Annotated in this window: 9 protein-coding genes; 4 read left to right on the top strand and 5 right to left on the bottom strand. The window is 65.6% G+C overall.

The annotated features are described in order from the left end of the window. Positions 1–16: 16 nt before the first annotated feature. Positions 17–2,839, bottom strand: a complete 2,823-nt coding sequence (locus AC3A5R_RS19420; RefSeq protein ID WP_487622415.1) for a fibronectin type III domain-containing protein — start codon at positions 2,837–2,839, stop codon at positions 17–19. A gap of 365 nt (positions 2,840–3,204) precedes the next feature. Between AC3A5R_RS19420 and AC3A5R_RS19415 the strand changes: the two genes are divergently transcribed. Next, complete coding sequence (locus AC3A5R_RS19415) at positions 3,205–3,513, top strand: helix-turn-helix transcriptional regulator (RefSeq protein WP_487622414.1); 309 nt, start codon at positions 3,205–3,207, stop codon at positions 3,511–3,513. 441 nt (positions 3,514–3,954) lie between these two features. Continuing rightward, the gene (locus AC3A5R_RS19410; protein WP_487622413.1) at positions 3,955–4,707 is read left to right on the top strand and encodes a tyrosine-type recombinase/integrase; all 753 of its coding nucleotides are present in this window, start codon (positions 3,955–3,957) and stop codon (positions 4,705–4,707) included. A gap of 82 nt (positions 4,708–4,789) precedes the next feature. On the opposite strand, the gene AC3A5R_RS19405 is transcribed toward AC3A5R_RS19410, so the two are convergent. From AC3A5R_RS19405 to AC3A5R_RS19390, 4 genes are all read right to left on the bottom strand, one after another. After that, entirely contained in the window at positions 4,790–6,112 is a 1,323-nt protein-coding gene (locus tag AC3A5R_RS19405) for a hypothetical protein (protein WP_487622412.1), read from the bottom strand. A gap of 402 nt (positions 6,113–6,514) precedes the next feature. Next, positions 6,515–8,743, bottom strand: coding sequence for a DUF262 domain-containing protein (locus AC3A5R_RS19400; protein WP_487622411.1), 2,229 nt, complete (start codon positions 8,741–8,743; stop codon positions 6,515–6,517). Between the two features lie 18 nt (positions 8,744–8,761). After that, positions 8,762–9,574, bottom strand: coding sequence for a protein kinase domain-containing protein (locus tag AC3A5R_RS19395; RefSeq protein WP_487622410.1), 813 nt, complete (start codon positions 9,572–9,574; stop codon positions 8,762–8,764). Then, a complete protein-coding gene (locus AC3A5R_RS19390; protein ID WP_487622409.1) occupies positions 9,571–14,364 on the bottom strand; it encodes a DEAD/DEAH box helicase in 4,794 nt (1,597 codons plus the stop codon). The genes AC3A5R_RS19395 and AC3A5R_RS19390 overlap by 4 nt, the downstream gene beginning before the upstream one ends. A gap of 295 nt (positions 14,365–14,659) precedes the next feature. Between AC3A5R_RS19390 and AC3A5R_RS19385 the strand changes: the two genes are divergently transcribed. Together AC3A5R_RS19385 and AC3A5R_RS19380 are read left to right on the top strand one after the other, a co-directional pair. Beyond that, positions 14,660–15,040 carry a hypothetical protein gene (locus AC3A5R_RS19385; RefSeq protein WP_487622408.1) on the top strand — a complete coding sequence of 127 codons (381 nt, stop codon included), beginning with the start codon at positions 14,660–14,662 and terminating at the stop codon, positions 15,038–15,040. Next, positions 15,037–17,496: an AAA family ATPase gene (locus AC3A5R_RS19380; RefSeq protein WP_487622407.1), complete on the top strand. Its 2,460-nt coding sequence runs from the start codon at positions 15,037–15,039 to the stop codon at positions 17,494–17,496. The genes AC3A5R_RS19385 and AC3A5R_RS19380 overlap by 4 nt, the downstream gene beginning before the upstream one ends. The last annotated feature ends 175 nt before the right edge of the window (positions 17,497–17,671 follow it).

Raw genomic sequence — 17,671 nt, 5'->3', positions numbered from 1 at the left:
GGTGACCGGCCGCTCATCACCCGGTCCGGAAGGCGGTGAGGGCCGCCATCCACTGCCCGCCGCCGGTACCGCTCGCCGTGTACGGGCCCGTCGTCGTCGCGGCCCGGTAGGCGGTCGCGAGGTGGTCGGTCGAGACGCTCAGTGTCGGCAACCCGGTCCAGCCGGACCCCCAGGCCGGCACCGCGCTGCTCGACTCGAGCCCGGCCACGGCGAACAGCTCGTCACCGGCGGCCGTCGTCGTCACCGACCCCGAGCTGAACGCCGTCCCGGACCCGGTCGCCCCGGCGCTGACGTCGACCCCCGTGACACCCGCCAGCTCGTCCACGGCCAGGTGCGTCTCCGCGGACGACCCGTAGGTCAGCGTCACCGTCGCGCCCGCCGGCAGGGCGCGCACCCCCACCGCGACCGCCGTCACGACCCGGTCCCCGGCCGACCCGTCGTTGACGTCACGCACCACCGCGTACGTGTTGCCGACCGAGTCCTTCACCGACACCGCCGCGGTCACGCTCGTCGTGGACAGGAGCGCCGCGACCACGACCGTGTGCCCGGCCGCCACCCCGGCGGCCCCGACCGTCACCGTGCTCGTGGTGCGAGCGGTCGATGCCGTCAGCGACCCGACCCGGCCGACGTAGCCGGCCGCCACGGGCAACCGCGGCGTCGCGGACGCCTCGTTCGAGGACGGCGAGGTGCCGATGCCGTTGACCGCCGCCACGCGGTAGAAGTAGGTGGTGCCGTTCGCGACGCCGGAGTCGGTGAAGCCCGTGCCGGCGACGTTGGAGGCCACCGGCATCGATGCCTCGGCGCCTGCAGCCGTGCCGCGGTAGACGTTGTACCCGGTGACGACCGACCCGCCGTTGGAGGCGGGCGCCACCCACGTCAACGACACCGATGCGTTTCCGGCCGTGGCCGTGAGCCCGGTCGGCGCACCGGCCACGGACGCCTGCGGCGTCGCCGAGGCCTCGTTCGACGACGGCGAGGTGCCGACGGCGTTGACCGCAGCGACGCGGTAGTAGTACGTCGTCCCGTTCGCGAGGCCCGTGTCGGTGAAGCCGATGCCGGCGACGTTCGTGGCCACCGGCGTCGATGCCTCGGCGCCTGGGGCCGTGCCGCGGTAGACGTTGTACCCGGTGACGACCGACCCGCCGTCGGAGGCCGGCGCCGACCACGTCAGGGTCACGGTGGTGCTGCTACCCACCGCCACGAGGGACTGCGGCACCGACGGTGCGGTCGACGTCGCGCGCGGCGTCGCCGACGCCTCGTTCGACGACGGCGAGGAGCCGACCGCGTTGACCGCGGCCACCCGGTAGAAGTACGCCGTCCCGTTCGTCACCGTCGTGTCCGTGAAGCTCGTCAGGGCGACGTTGGTCGCGATGGGCGTGCTGCTCTCGGCTCCTGCCGCGGTGCCGCGGTACACGGTGTAGCCCGTGACGCCGGAGCCGCCGTCGGAGGCCGGCAGCTGCCACGACAGCGCCACCGTCCGGTCGCCCGCGGAGGCGATGAGCCCGACGGGCGCGGACGGCACCGTCGCCCGCGGCGTCGCGGACGCCTCGTTCGACTGCGGGGAGGTCCCGACCGCGTTGATGGCGGCGACCTTGTAGTAGTAGGCGGTGCCGTTGACCTCACCGGTGTCGGTGAAGCCGGTGCCGGTGACGTTCGTCGCGATGGGCGTCGGCCCCTCGCCGCCCGGCGTCGAGCCGCGGTACACGGCGTACCCGGTCACGGCCGACCCGCCGTTGGACGTCGGGGCGGTCCACGTGAGGGCCACGGACGCGTTGCCGGCCGTGGCGCTCAGCCCCGTCGGCGCGCCCGGCGCGGTCGGCTGGGTGGGCTGTGGCGTCGCCGACGCCTCGTTCGACCGCGTCGACACGCCGACGGCGTTCACGGCCGAGACGGTGTAGTAGTACGTGGTCCCGTTGACGCGTCCGGGATCGGTGAAGGACGTCGTCGGGACGTTGGTGGCGACCGGGGTCGCTCCCTCACCGGCGGGGCTCGTGCCGCGGTACACGTTGTACCCGGAGACGGCCGAACCGCCGTCGCTCGCGGGCGCCTTCCACGAGAGGTTCACCGACGCGTCGCCGGCCACCGCGGCCAGGCCCTGCGGGGCCGACGGCGTGGTCGAGGCGGCGACGCCGATCTGGGCCCAGGGGTGCGACTCGTCGATGCGACCCGACACGAAGGAGCCGTTGACGCAGTGCCCGCTGTCGACGCCTCCCCCGTTGAGCACCTGGCCCGAGTCGAGGTAGCTCGTCGTCGTGGTCCCGATCGTGATCCTCACGTCGGGGACCGCGCCGGAGTTGACGCACGAGGCGGTGTTGCCGCCGTTGTAGGAGTTCGGGGAGAAGTCCGAGCCGTCGAAGTTCGCCGAGTTCTGGGCGCCGGTCTCGGTGAGCACCAGTCTGCCCCCGGCCTTGACGGTGAGGGACGTGCCCCACAGTGCGTAGGTCTTCGACCCGATGGCGACCACGACCCGCACGCCGGTGATGTCGACGCCGCCCGGGTTGTCCAGGCGGATGGCGGCTGCGTCCCAGCACGTCGTGCTCTTCGGGTAGGTGGGGCACGGCGAGCCGACGTAGCTCGAGGGGTCGGTGTAGGGCCACGGGTTCGGCTGCTTGGCGCTCGACGCCGCCGAGTGCGTGTCCATGTACCCGACGAAGACGTTGAGCGGGGTCGCCGCCGAGGCCGGCGCGAGCACCGCCAGGGCACCCTGCAGCACGAGAGCCGCTGCGGCGAGCACCGCACCAACCCCGCCCCGGACCCGCCAGCGACGTCGGGACGCGTCGGTCGGGCGATCGAGCCCTGAGGTCTCGACGGAGCGACGCCGGAAGCGCGGAACACGCATCGCGATCACCTTCTTGCGGGTACCCCCCATGCACCTGCTCGGAGGATCCCACGCCGGCGGGACGGTGTCGTCATGCAGATGACGTACGCCGAGACGCCGGACGGCCCCGAGGCCATCCGGCGTCGGCGACGCGGGGGCTCAGCCCTTGAGGAGCTGGCGCGCCATGACGATGCGCTGGACCTGGTTGGTGCCCTCGTAGATCTGGGTGGTCTTGGGGTCGCCTGACACACAACGCGGGTGACGTGGGCAAACACCGCGTCCAGGTCACACAGGCGTCACACAAGCCATGCCGCTGTGTGCCACGTCACACCGATCTGTGCTGTGGTCGATTGCGCCGACCGGTCCCCCGCGGACCGGTCCTCGCCATGACAAACGACCACGGCTTCGCGCCGACCCAGAAGATGCTCAGCCCCACCACCCTCGCCGAGATGCTCGACATCAGCGAGCGGCACCTCACCGATCTCCGGCGCGAGGACCCGACATTCCCGCCCCCGGTGATGCTCGGCACCCTTCCCCGCTGGAGCCCGGCCGCCATCGCCCGCTGGATGGACCGGACTGCGACTGCGCACTGCGAGAACTGCGTCCGTGGCGGCACGGCCGTCGAGACGGCGTCGTCCGCCGTCGCCCCCCGCAAGGGCGCCAAGAAGGTCAAGGGGGCGCAGCGTGTCCACTGAGACCAAGACAAAGCGGCGTGACGGCGACCCCGTGCGCGTCTACAAGGACGGACGGCTCTGGTACTGGACCGGCGGCCGTCCCGGCGTGGGGGAACGAGTGCCCGAGCGGTGCGGGACGCTCGCGAAGGCGGAGGCTCGCGCTGAGGAACTGCGCAGCCGCCTCGGACGCGTCAACGGGCTCGGTCCTCAGGCAGCCTCGGTCCTGGACCAGGCCATGCAGGACATGCTTGCGGCGATGCGCGCCGCAGGCGACGAGGAGGGCAGCGTCCGCCAGTACAAGTCGAACTGGAACACCTGGGTACCCGCCGAGATCGGGAGCAAGGTCCGGTGTCTGGACGTCGACATCCTTCACTGGTCGGCCATCTTCGACCACGCCAACGCCGAGGGTGCCAGCGAGCCGACCGTCAAGAACATCGCCCGGACGCTGGGCGTGTTGATGGAGTGGGCGGTGGACCGGGGCTACTTCGCCTCGTCCGAGCCGTTCGGCGACCCCCGGCGACGCAGGAAGATCGTCAAGAAGGCACGGAGCGTGCCCGGATCGTTCGTGCTGAGAGCACGAACCGCTACCTCTTCAAGGTGTGCCCCAAGATCGGAGACATCGAGAAGTACGCGACCGCGTTCGAGGACGTGTACCCGGGCTACGGTCGCCGGCTCGTCCTGCTCGCGTTCGCCACCGGCCTGCGCATCAACGAGCTGCTTGCACTGCGGCACGACTCGATCGACCTCACCACTGGCGAAGTCCGCGTCGACTGGCAGCTGGACCGCTACCAGGCCTGGCCGGCGCGCCGTCTGCCGAAGGGTGGAAAGACCCGCGTCGCCTTCTTGTGGAACTGCTACACGGATGTCGCCGCGAGCCTGATCGAAGACGCGCTCGCCATGCCCGAGGACGACCCCCACCACGGGTGGCTGTTCCCCCGTCACAGGTCGACGACCGGATGGGCTGACCAGGCGGGCAAGCTCGCCACTGAGGCGAAGAAGGCCTGCGACTGGGACTGGACGTTCCATTGGACGCGGCACGCGTTCGCCACGTACTCGATGGCCTCCAAGAAGTCCGGTGGCTTCAGGCTGGACCCCGTTTCTGTCCAGCACTGGCTAGGTCACGCCCGTCTCAGCACCACACAGGACATGTACGTCGAGCGCCGATCCGGTGACGTCGCGGCCGCCAAGAAGCGCACCCGCCGACGACCCGGTTAGGCGTCACCGAGCCCAACAAGATCCTCAGTCGAAATCGCAGCCCCAACTCACGCACCGCAATAAGCGTTCAATGGGCACGTGTTCAGAAGGGCTGATTTTCCGTGGACTCAAGCTCGTCGGGCGGACTTGGCAGCAACGACAGAGCGTCGAGGAGCGTGGTCCCCGAGAGAGACAGATGAGCCAGGGCACAAAGGGCCCCTTCCCACACCCAGATGCTCCGTTCGCCCGCGTAGCGCCGAGGCAGGTTGGGCGTCTGCCCTCTGGCACCCGCAGCGTGAATGCGTCTCCACGCAGGGTCGTGCGCTACCAGCTTCGCCGGATTCAAGCCCTCCCGCTCCAGGTAGGCGCAAGCAAGGGGGTCAGCGAAACCGGCCTCGCGCCACGGGTCGAGAACGGTGATCGGCATCCCCAACGTGAAATGCCTTCGGACAAGCGAGGCGGCATCCCATCGGGCCATTGACGGATTTGGGGTGCCGTCGGCGGATCTGGCGGCCAGCTGTCCCGATCCGATCGAAGCAATGATGTCACCTTGGAACAGGTGCGCATACTGCTGGCGGTCACGCCCGTACATGGCGTTGGTGAGCCATGCAGGAAAGTGCACCATCCCGTTCCTGTCGAACCCGTTCACGCCCCAGATGCCTTCGAGCACGTTCCGCCACGGCTGTATCTGGTAAGGGTGGAAACCCACTGGAGGGGGAAAGGCGCCCTGCCATTCCTTCAAGCACCACATGCCGACGATTGGGCTTCCGTCGTCGATGATTTCCAAGATGGGGTGCGCCTTCAACATCTCGTCCGCGTGCCGTTGCAACGCAGCTTCGTCGATCTGCCTCCACCGGTTCAGCGCTCCGCGCAGGGCCCGATGGTCGGCCCGGTCAAAGTGCTGGAAACCCTCGTCGTTCTCAAGGCCTGTCGCTGTGCTGAGGTCGTAGCCCAGTTCGAACCGCGGCTCGGGCTCGTAGCGGATGGCTACACGGCCCCAGACGCGCTCATCGCCGTCGCCCCACGAGACCTCCTTGTACGACATCGCTGGCCACGGCGTCCATCCACGGTTGTCGTCTCCCGGCATCGCCACGCTGACCACCGCGACGTCCGCATCGAGATGGTCGTTGGAGTCGGTGATCACGAGATGGAGGACCAGCTCCATCCCCGGGACAAGCACGGGCCCGAAGGTGTGTCGGACCCGGTCTTCGAGCGGCACAGTGATGCATGCATCGCACCCGTCCAGCGTCAGATGCAGTGTTTCGCCCGGGACCTCAGAGACGACGCCGAGAACGCGCAGGATGCCTGGCGGCAGGGGTCCAAAGGGATACCCATTCCCGCGAGAGATTGCCTGCGCCCATGCCACGGTCGGTGACCGGTTCTCGGGACGGGGCCAGTTCAAAGCACTATTCAGCCTGATCGACACGCGGGCAGCGTACGAAAGTACAGCCCAGCTGTCTGCAGAATGGAGACGGTCGCGAGGGCTGAGCGCAAGGTCGACAGTCCCGGCGTGATCAGAACGAGAACTCGAGTTCCGAGCTTGTGCCCTAGGTCACCAGCCGTCTTGTCGAACCCTCGGATCCATCAGAATCGCCCAACCGTAGGACGATCCCTGCCGACTCAGCGCGCCCAGACCTTCGGCCGGCATGAGAACCAACGCGCGGTCGAAGTTGCCACGTGACAGGGCGGTTGATCTCCTCACCCTGGCGCGTGACACGAAGTTGCTGACCGGGACCTCTTAGGTGAAGGGAAGCCCATTATGGTCAGAAACTCGGCGCGTACCTGGTGTTGGATTCGTTCCCAGATCGTCTCGATGCTGGACACCGGCTCAGAGCTTTACAGCCGCCCGAGCGTCCTTCCACTTCAGGGCAAAGTCCTCCGCGACCGACCATTCCCAAGCGCCACCAGTGTTGGTGAAGATCACCGGGGTGTTCGCGCGCCCATACCCACTGCGGACCTTCACTGTTAGCGCTCCGAGAGCGGCGAAGGCCCACTTGGTCAGGCCTGCGTCGACGAAGTCGGCGTTGCGCCAAGCCTTGCCGGCCTGCTCAGACAGGGTGTCGAGCACGATGAGGAGAGTGTGGCCGGCTTCGCCGGCGAGGCGTGCTACGTCCTCGTGAGACCACGGAACGTCCGGAAGATCAGCGGCTGCCGGGGTTGTAGCAGCCTCCATCGCTGCATCCTGCAGCTCGACCGACGGTCCCGGCCAGATAAGGCACAGCGTGTCGACCATGGTTCTGGAGCGCTGCTCGATGTCGACGTCCGTCCACTCGTCGACATGTTCCGAGAGCAGTTCTTTGTTCAACACTAGCAAGGAGAATCGGTCCAGCAGCGATCGCTTCCCGACACCCGGTTGCCCACCCTCAGACAGCCCGCTCGCCTCGGAGTCGGTCCAGGGCCGGTTCGAGAGCGAACCATTGAGCGATTGCGTGACCAAGGTCAGATTACCGAGCGTGTTCACGCGCCGATCCCTTTCAATGGCCGCATCGTGGTCGAGCTTGGGATCGGTGTCCCAGTAGGTGCGCCAGCCACGAGGCATGATGTGCTCGATCTGCAGCCCGGTCGGCAGCTGCACTGCCTCGTACTTCGGATCGAGTTCGCGCTTGCGCTGCTCAATGGCGCCGAGCACAGTCCACAGCCGGTCCCGACGCAGGTTGTTGTACAGCCATCGACCAGGGAGCTCCTTACGGATCCGTGCATCTGAGGGCCACACCCGCGTCTCGGCGGTCTGTTCCGACAGGTAGGCGTGCAGAGAATCGCCGACCGAAGCACTGAACGACGAGTCGAGCACCTTGAGAATCGCCACGACGAAGCGGTTGACGTCCTTCGTGGTGAGGCCGAGCAGTGTCCGTCGTATAGCCCAGCTTTCGAGCGCGTTGAGAGCGATCTTGGCCTGCTCCTCCGGCACCGCGTGATTGTCCGATACCAGCCAGAGGAAGGCGGGGGTCGTCGCCGCGAGTTCCAGCCCCTCGATCACTCGGCGGTAGAAACTCCCCTGCGGGGTGGAGACGTCGAGCTGAGCAAAGCTGCGATAGGTGTCAGCATCCTTGCGCAGTTGGTCGAGAATCTGTTCGGCACTGACGGCCGATGTCAGCAGTGGTTCAGCATACTTCACGAAGACCCGGAAGGTGTCCTCTGCCTTCACTTCGTCCTGCCGCCGCATGGTGAGCCAGTACTGCAGGAAGATGTCGATACGCGAGCGCGTCAATCTCCCTTGACGGATCTCTTCGCGCCACCAGCCGGTATCGAACTCAGCCCACTTCGTGTCTGCCCAGCTGTCCACATTGGCTTTGAGCTGCTCTCCACGCCGGAACAACCAGTTCTTGATCAGGTCGGCCTTGAGCAAAGGCGTGCCGCGGTTGTTGAGAGTCTCGAAGATCAGTTGGGAGTCGTCATGGCCAGTGAGGTCAATGGCGACCAGTATCAGCCGATCTTGCAGGGTCGAGCTAAGCGCTTCGACCCGCAATACCTCGGTCCCCGGCGGCGCGGTGCCGTCGTCGTCTGGCTTGCCGACGATCCACCGCTCGGATTCCTCTCGAAAGAACCGGTGCCCCCTGCTGATCTGATGGTCTCCCGTAGAGGGACCTTGCGGGTCCATCGCCTCTTCGAAGGCCTTGCGGTCGGCCTGTGACGGCCACAGCTTGAAGCGTTCACGCTTGCCCTTGAAGCGGGGAGACAGGTTGAGGATCAGTTCTTCGAGGGATTCGGCCTGATCCTCGTGGCCTCGGCCGACCACCACTTCTTGGACCGCGTCCAGAAGAAGCTGGATGGTTGTCATCCGTTGCTGGCCATCGATGACGTGATGCCGGGTCACGTCTCCCGCGTTCGGTCGCATGGACTCGTAGACCACGGCACCGAGAAAATGGTGCGCCTCCACGTCGCTGTCCGGGTCTGTCTCCCGAGCACGCACGTAGGTCTCCGCAACCCGGGTGACATCACTCCAGAGCGGGGCCCACTGGTCCTCTTCGTTCCAGACGTAGGGCCGCTGAAACGCTGGGATCTCATAGTGCTCCTTACCCTCGAACAGCTCGCGAGGGCTCCGTGCGTGAGCTTCCATCAGGCTCCTCTTGCTTCGCTAGTGGCCGTTTCGCGCTGCATCGAGTAGGGCCGCCAACTCCCCTGCGGTCCCCGGTCGCCGCGACTTGATCCCGATGGCTGCCTTGATGGCGTCACGGAGTGGACCACGTTCCACCAGTTGGTTGATCTCCGGCTTGCGCACACCACCGTAGACCTCCTCGCCCGCGAGCAATGAGGCCATGAGGAGGCCAACTTGGTAGACGTCGTCGGCGGGACTCCACCAGGTACCGAGGTCTCTAGGCGTGAAATCCGGATTCAGCACATCGGCGTGAACGCCAGACAGATGCAGTCGGGCCTTGGTGATGCCGAAATCTCCCAGTTTCAGGACTTTGCGGTTGCCGACGAATACGTTGGGAGGAGTGACGTCCCGATGGGACACACCCATGTCGTGCAACAGCGCAAGAGGTTTCAAGAGCTGCCGAACGCGGAAGCCCACTTGCTCCCCGGTCCAGCTCTCGCCTTGGTTGAGCAGGTCGCGGACGGAGCCTGCCACGACGTACTCCATGTTGATGACGAAGACCATGCGCGACGACCTACCTCGCCGAAGTCGGGCAGGGAACGCGGACTTCATCTGAACGACATGACCTACGTTCTTGAGCAGGTTCGAGAAGTAGACCTCGCCGTGCCACTCATCCGAGTGGCCCGTGAACTTTAAGCACGTCTCACCGTTGCGCTTCTCGCCCCCATTGTCGTTGAGCTCATTCGCGAGGTAGGCCACGCCAAAACCGCCAGCGCCCAGCTTGCGCTTGACGCGGTACGAGACGCCGTGGACCTCGTCGTCGACGATCGAGCCATCCGGGATCGATTTCACTCAGAAGCCCCGCTTTGGTCCCCCTTGACCGCAAGCCCCGGAAGGTCGTCGACGATCGCCATGGTTTCGAGGCTGACAGTCACGATCCGGGCCAGTAGGTCGAGAATGTAGCGAGGGTTCTCGACCTCGCGGCTCCAGTCGTTGGGGTCGTTCACGATCCCAGAGGCCTTATCGGTCTTGACCTGGTAGCGGTCGAGGATCCACTCGACCGCTGAGCGAGATCCGAGTTGGTAGCGGTGCGCCGCCTCCGGGATGCCAGAGAGCGAGAACCGCGAGCTGTAGACGACGCTCGTCTTGTCGGCGACGAGCTTCTTGGTCTCGGGGTCACGGACCTTTGCGAAGGCCATCTTCTGCACTCGGTAGAAGTCGTAAGGGTCCTCCCCCACCGGCGGCTTCGTGTCGAGGCCATCGAGGGGGTATGGCGTCACCGACTCGTAGCCCAAGTGAAGGGCGGATAGCTTCCGACCCGCTTCGACGAACGGCCACGGGTCCTCAACCAACGGGATCCGGGGCAGCATCTTCTTAAGGTCGGCCGCGTATGTCTCTCGGTACTCCGGGCTGTGCAGTAGCCCGTAGACGTAGAAGAAGATGTCGTCCTTCGTGACCTGCTCGCCATAGGCTGTTGCGAACCGCATGAGCGCATCGTCGGTGACGTTGTCGATGCGTCGCCAGCCGTCAACCACCTGGCCTGTCTCCTCGAACTCAAGCATTTCTCCCTGTGCTACCGGTGCATAGCTCCAACGCGCGAAAAACTGCCCAACGCTGGATCCCCAAAATGCTATGTCGACCTTGGCATCAGTCATCAGCACCGAAAATGGCTTATCGTTACCCGCGCTGACGACGTAGAAACCCATGTTCTTCAGTGAACCCGGGAACAATCGGCCCAACTTCGCAGGCACCTCGATGACTTGGGAGTCATAGAACAGGTGCTGCTTGAAGAAGGGCCGGTATGACGCGACTGTCATCGCATCCTGCGCGAGCGAAAGCTCGCGCCCCTTTGCCAGTCGTCGGCGGAGCGCGCGACTCCAGCTGATCTCATCTCCTCCGGTGCCGCCGATCCTCTTGCGCTCGTAGCTGTCGGCGAAGCGCTCCATTGCTGAGCCGAGCGCTTCAGCGTTCGAGGCATAGACCCACGCATCGCGGCTGGATGTCAGACCATTCGACATCACGGCGAACACGCCGGAAAGACCCCCACCCTCGATTGGCATGAACGAGCCAAAGTCGGCGCTGCGCGTCGATATCCAATCTCCGTGCTCGTTGGCATGAATGATCCGAGGCTCGAGCCCGCTCACATCACGCCATGATGCGACGCGAGCGAGTTTCTCTTCCCGCGATAGGTAGTCTCCGACATCCACGTAGGAGATCGTCGCTGGACCGCTCTTCGTTGGGTCGCGGACAAGGAGCACGACTGCGACCGTGGCCCGACTGCTACCTCCGAAGATCTTCCCTCCTTCGCGGCGCGATTGCTCCCCGGCTGTGCGCTGATTACCGCGGAGGTTCAGCACATAGATCGAAGAGAACTCCTCCGTGAGACTCTTGCGCATGCCGTCGGCCGTGTTGGAGTCGAGCCAGCCACCATTGGTTACGTAGGCGATTAAGCCACGGTCCTGAATACGCAATGTGGCCCACTTGATCGCACGGATATAGGAGTCGTAGAGCGAGATCAGATTGGTGGCTGCCGATCGTTCAGCGAACGTGTTGCGAATGTGGGCGTCCAGGTTCGGATACTTCTCATTTTGATTGTTGTCGTTCGCACTGTCCTGGCCAGAGGAGTAAGGCGGGTTGCCAACTATGACGGTGATGGGTAGCTGCTTGAGCTTCTCCAGTCGCTCGTTGTTCTCGGGGAACACGTCTAGGTCCGGGGTGTCGTCGTCCTCCCAAGACTGGAATGTGTCGGTGAGGACGAGACCCGGGAACTCGATGTACTCATGGCCGGCGCTGCCGGTGCCATCAAGGCCACCTGTGGCGGCGATGGATCTCATCGCCTCGTAGTACGTGGTCTCGATGTTGACCGCAGCGATGTAGTAAGCGAGCAGCAGAATCTCGTTAGCGTGCAGCTCCTGGGCGTACTTCCGGGCGAGGTCGTGAGGTTCGATGAGCCCGAGCTGGAGAAGGCGGACCATGAACGTGCCAGTGCCCGTGAACGGATCGAGGACATGCACGCCCTCATCTGTGAGACCTTGGCCGAACTCCTGACGGAGCACGACGTCGGCGGAACGCAGGATGAAGTCGACGATCTCGACAGGGGTGTAGACAATGCCGAGCTTGTCGACAGTCTTTTTGAAGGCGGTGGAGAAGAACGTGTCGTAGAGCTCCGTAATGATCCGTTGGCGACCCTCCGCGGAGTCGATACCTTCGACTCGCATCCGAACGGAGTCGTAGAACTTCTCCAACGTGCGATTTTCGTCGTCGACGTTGTGGGCGTCGAGAGCGGCCAGCATCCGCTCCATCTGGCGCGCCACGGGGTTGTGCTCGAGGAACCGGGAGCCGGAGAAGAGTGCATCGAAGACGGGCCGGGTGATCAGATGCTGCGCGAGCATGTCGATGGCGTCGCCCTCCGTGATGCCATCGTTGAGGTTGCCGCGCAGGCCAGCAAGGAAGCGGTCGAACTCGTTTCGGACGTCGGTGTTCGGATCGCCGAGTAGAGCATGGATGCGCGTGGTCTGTCTGGTGGCGATGTCGGCGACGGACTTGGCCCAGTCGGTCCAGTAGCGGCGCGAGCCCACCTTGGCGACGATCTTGGCGTACATCGTGTCGCGGAGCAGGTCGAGGTCTTGAAAAGCCAAGGGGATCTCGAGCTGCTCGCTGCCGCCGTCGCGGCCGGCAGTGATCCCGATGACGTTGACCTTTGAGTCCCGCCTGGAGGTGAGCTCGATGCGGTTGACCATGGCGTCGAAGCGCTCGTCGTGGGCGCGCAGGGCCTGAAGCACCTCCCATACGGCGGCGTACCGCTTGTTGTCGGCAAGGGCCTGCTCGGCGCTCATCCCTGCGGGGATCCCGACCGGCAGGATGATGTAGCCGTACTGCTTGCCGGGCGCGAGCCGCATGACGCGGCCGACGGACTGGACGATGTCGACGATGGACTTGCGCGGGGATAGGAACATGACCGCGTCGAGGCCCGGGACGTCGACGCCTTCGGAGAGGCAGCGTGCGTTGGTGAGGATCCGGGCGGAGTTCTCGGCGGGCTCCTGCTTGAGCCAGTCGAGGCGCTGGTTCCGCTCGAGCGCGTTGAACGTGCCGTCGACGTGCCTGACTTGGCAGCGCAGCGGAAGGTCGCCGTTCTCCTCGAGGCCGGCGGAGCGGGCGTAGTGCTCGGTGATCTCGGTGAAGAGCTGCTCAACTCGCTTGGAGTCCTTGATGTTTCCCGCGAACGCCACGGCGCGCTTCATGGGTGCGGTGTCGGGCTCGAAGCTGTGCTCGGCTCGGCCGATCTTGGCCAGGCCGTTCCAACAACCGACGAGCTTGGCGGCATCGTCGAGACCAAGCTCGTTGTTCGCGTCCGAGAGCTGCTGCTGGAAGGTACGAGCGACGGACTCCTCGTCGACCGCGAGGACGAGGACCTTGTAGTCGGTGAGCAGATGGCGCTCGACCGCCTCGCCGAAGCCGAGCCGGTGGAACTCGGGGCCGTAGGTCTCGATGTCGTCCATGGTTGTGACGAGGGCGTTGAGCTCACCGGCCTTGGTACGGGACGCGTCGGTGTAGATGCGTGGGGTGGCAGTCATATACAGCCGCTTGGTGGCCCGCAGGTAGGCGTCGTCGTGCACGCGGACGAACGCGGACTCCTCAACCCCGGCGAGCGTTACGCCGGTGGTCCGGTGTGCCTCGTCGCAGACGATCAGGTCGAACGCGGGGCGACCTTCCTGAGCCTTCGCGACGACGTCGATGGACTGGTAGGTCGAGAAGATCACCGTCATGGCGTCGCGGTCAGCTTGGGCGGCATCCAAGCGAGCGCGAATGGCATCCACGTTGGTGGTCGCGGGCAGGGCGAGGTCGACGGCGGAAATGTCCTCGTCGTTGCTCGATCTCTTGGTGGACTTGGCATCGGAGCAGACCGCGAGGGGCCGAATCGGCACCTCGGCCTCCGAGACCCATTCTCTGACGGTCTGGGAGAGCAACGAGATCGAGGGCACGAGGAAGAGCACAGTGCCGCCGGCGCCGACATTCCGCTCGGCAAGGCGAAGGGAGGTGAAGGTCTTGCCGGTGCCACACGCCATGATGAGGCGACCGCGGTCAGTTTCGCCGAAGCCGGCCGTGACTTTCTCGATGGCGGTGCTCTGGTGCGGTCGCGGCTGCTTCTTGTGGTGGAGTGCGAGCTCGATGGTGACCTTGGCCGGATCGAGATACTGCCAATCGACGCGGGAGTGTTCCAGGTCGGAGAGGCCGATGCGGCGCACCGGCTTGGTCTGGTCCTTGAGGGCCTGCTCGGCGTTGCTGTTCCACTTCTCGGTGGTGGAGACGATGACCCGGTCCGCGAAGGCATTCGTTCCTGAGGCGGCGAGGAAGCTGTCGATCATCGGCTTCGTGACGTAGACGTGCGGTGCGAAGAACTTGCATTGGATCGCGCTGAGGTTGCCCGTGGTGGCGTCCCGGGCCACGAGGTCGATCCCGGTGTCGTGCTTTCCTTGGTTACCCGGCCAGTCCCCCCACAGCCAGACATCGGAGAACTGGTCAGCGAAGACCGGGTCGACCCGCAGGTATGACTGCACGAGCCGCTCGAACTTCGCGCCTTTGTCTGCTTCCGAGATCGCGCTCGCGCGCAGGTGGTCGAGGACCTGGTAGATCGATGTCACGCCCCGTTTTACCCCACTCGTGTTGCCAATGGGGTGACCAGCCTTGTTTGTCGCGTTTTTCCCCGCAGAGTCAGTGACTGCCCTAGCCTCGTCGGGCAGTCAAGACGGGGGGCGACATGGGCAGCCTGATCACGGGCGGCGGCAGCGGTGCCGTTGCATCCTCGGCGCACGCTGGCTGCCCTCGGTTCCGCGCAACCGACCGCTGCTCACCGGTCGTACCAGCCGCGCGCTCGCCACGACCTTGGGCTCGTCCGATACCACCGCTGGGATCCCAGCTGCCCGCTGGGTGCGGGCGATGGCCTTCGAGAAGCTGGTGCACGACGACGTGTTCGTGTCTGAAATCCAGACCTGCGCTGCCGGACTGCTGCAAATGGGCCGACCGAACGCTGTCCGGGTTCGCTGGGCGCGCGATGCTGTCGACGAGACCGCCGACGAGTTGTCAGGTGTGCACCTGAAGGCTCGTCACGCCGGCCAGGCGACCATGCTCTTCGGACACCGCGTGCCCTTCGTCGGCCTCGAAGGAGCCCGTGCGACGGACGTGCGCTCAGACTTTGCGATCGTTGCCCCTCAGCGGATCCTCGACGCCTTCACCCGTGGACGAATCGACGCTGCCACAACCCCGATTGGGGGATGGCGTCACCACTGTCTCGGGGAGCCTTTAGGGTGCCGACCGTGACCAACGACCTGATCACCTGGATCGAAAAGCAAATCGACGACGACGCGACTCTCGACGACGAAGTCGGCCTTCTCGTTCTTGCCGCCTTGGAGGGCGACGACGAGCTTGATGAATACCTCCAGGGTGGGACGCCGGCGCGTCGAACCGATGCCGCCGACGCCGCGACTGCTGCTCGCCCAGCGACGGGCGCGTTTCTTCGATCCATCGAGGTGACCGGTTTCCGGGGAATCGGGCCGTCAGTGACCCTCGCACTGGAACCGGTTCCCGGGCTCACTGTCGTCGCCGGACGCAACGGATCCGGCAAGTCAAGCATCGCCGAAGGGCTCGAGATGGTCCTCACCGGAGACACGTACCGGTGGAAGAACAAGAAGTCGACCCAGTGGGCGGACCGCTGGCGCAACCTTCACCACCAAAGTGAGACCGAACTGCTCGTTGAGCTAGTCGAGGAAGGCGCAGGGCCGGTTGTCCTGCGCACACGGTGGCCCGCGGGCGCAACCGAGGTCAACGAGCACACCACTGTTGCCCAACGGACCGTCAACGGGACCAGAGGGCCGTCAGAGGCCGCAAAGACACTGGGCTGGGGCCCTGCCCTCGAGACCTTTCGTCCGTTGCTGTCCTACGACGAACTCGGTGGGCTCTTGGAGGCCCGCCCCAGTGACCTCTACGAGGCGATCGCCAAGGTGCTGGGCACCGAGCAGCTCGGTGAGGCGCTACTCCGGATCCAATCCCGGTTGAGGCAGCTTGCCGCGCCGCAGAAGGCGGCGACCGCCGACCGGCGATCGTTGCAGGCCCAAGCCGAAGCACTCGCCGACGAGCGGGCCCAAACGGTAGCGCCCCTGCTCAAGAAGACGGCACCGGACACGGCGGCGATCCGCGCAGTCGCGACGGGAGTGGTTATGCCTGATCGCGGTCTTCTCGGGTCTCTCCGCGTGTTGGCCCAGTTGGAGTCGCCCCAGCGGGCCCAAATCGCCGCCGCAGCGACGCGTCTACGTGCCGCGGTCAGCGCGATGGCGGCGGCCGGAGAGGCAGAGAGTGCGCGACAAGTCGCCCGCCTCGACGTGCGTCGTCAGGCCCTCCGCTTGCATGCAGAGCACGGCGAGCAATCCTGCCCCGTCTGCGACATAGGCACGCTAGACGACACGTGGGCCCACACGATTAGCACGCTGATTTCACACGAGGAGGCCGAGTTGCGGGCGCTCTCGGACGCACAGGCAGAGCTGACCGCGGCTCGTCGAGCACTCCGCGCACTGGTCCGGAACCGCCCGTCGGCGACTGACCGCGCGCCGATCGACGAGCTCGAAACCGTTGTGAGTGAGGCTCGGAAAGCTTGGGATGCCTACGAGACTGTGCCCGACGGCGACCTCGCGCTCGCCGACCACCTGGCACAGCACGCAGATGAGTTGGAGTCGACCGTCGCGACCGTGCGTGCCGCGGCCACGGCCGCGCTCACCGAGCGGGACGATGCCTGGGCTCCGATGGCGGCCAGGATCGCCGCCTGGTGCGAGACTTGGGACCAGGTCGCTGAGAGCAGGCCAGCGGTCGACCGACTCGCGGCTGCCGAGAAGTGGCTCAAGGTGAACGACACCCGCCTCAAGAACGAGCGGATCGCCCCGATTTCGGAAAAGGCGAAGCACGCCTGGGGACTGCTCCGGCAAGAGAGCAACGTTGATCTCGGCGATCTCCGCCTTGAGGGACAGGCGACTCGGCGACGCGTCGCCCTCACCGCCACCATCGACGGGACGGACGCTGGAGGTGCCCTGACAGTGATGAGCCAAGGTGAGCTCCACGCGTTGGCACTCGCGCTCTTCCTACCACGGGCCACCCTTGACGAGTCACCCTTCCGATTCGTCGTGCTCGACGACCCGGTTCAGGCAATGGATCCGGCGAAGGTTGACGGACTCGTCGCCCTTCTGTCCGAGATCGCTGAGACTCGCCAGGTCATCGTCTTCTCGCACGACGACCGCCTCCCGGCGGCTTTGCGTCGCAAGGTCACCGCAGCCCGGATCTACGAGGTCGTGCGGGGCCCGGACTCCTCAGTGAGCATCAGTGCGACGGAGGACCCCGCGGCTCGATACCTCAACGATGCTGCCGCTCTCTGCCGGGACACCAAAGTCCCCGACGAGACGCTCCGTCGTACGCTTCCCGGCTTGCTCCGCATGGCGATCGAGTCCGCCGCGCGCGACCGTTTCTTCTCCACCAGGATCTCGCGCGGCGAGCCGCTCCACGACGTCGAGTCGACATGGAACGACGTGCACGGCACCAGCCAGAGAGTGAGCCTCGCGATCCATGCCGAGGTCAAGCCGCTCGATGGCTGGCTCCGCACGGAGTGGCGCAGGAAGGGCATGGGTGTGGCCACCAGCGGCTTTCACAAGGGGCTGTACGCCGGTACTGACCCACTCGATGCGGTCCAGCACACGCGAAAGATGGTGCACGACATCAAGTCAGGAACCAAGTGAGCGAGTCCGCAACTCTCCTGGAGCACGCGTCGGCAGTTTTCGCGGAATCCAGCACGTATGGCAACCGCGCCGCGTGCTGGATCGCCAGATCCGCTCTCGAGAGTGCGGTCGACGAGCTCCTCGCGGCTCGAACGCGTGAGGCGCCGGAGGCAACCATGCGAAGCAAGCTCTCTGT

The organism is Intrasporangium sp. Soil_C_50, from assembly GCF_057656595.1.
The sequence above is the reverse complement of the archived record's forward strand: the minus strand, read 5'-3'. Positions and strand labels throughout refer to the sequence as shown.

What these genes read in the sequence shown, in the direction of transcription:
- AC3A5R_RS19415 (WP_487622414.1), top strand. Translation starts at nt 3,205, where the DNA reads ATGACAAACGACCACGGCTTCGCGCCGACCCAGAAGATGCTCAGCCCC.
- AC3A5R_RS19385 (WP_487622408.1), top strand. Translation starts at nt 14,660, where the DNA reads ATGGCCTTCGAGAAGCTGGTGCACGACGACGTGTTCGTGTCTGAAATC.
- AC3A5R_RS19400 (WP_487622411.1), bottom strand. Translation starts at nt 8,743, where the DNA reads ATGGAAGCTCACGCACGGAGCCCTCGCGAGCTGTTCGAGGGTAAGGAG.
- AC3A5R_RS19420 (WP_487622415.1), bottom strand. Translation starts at nt 2,839, where the DNA reads ATGCGTGTTCCGCGCTTCCGGCGTCGCTCCGTCGAGACCTCAGGGCTC.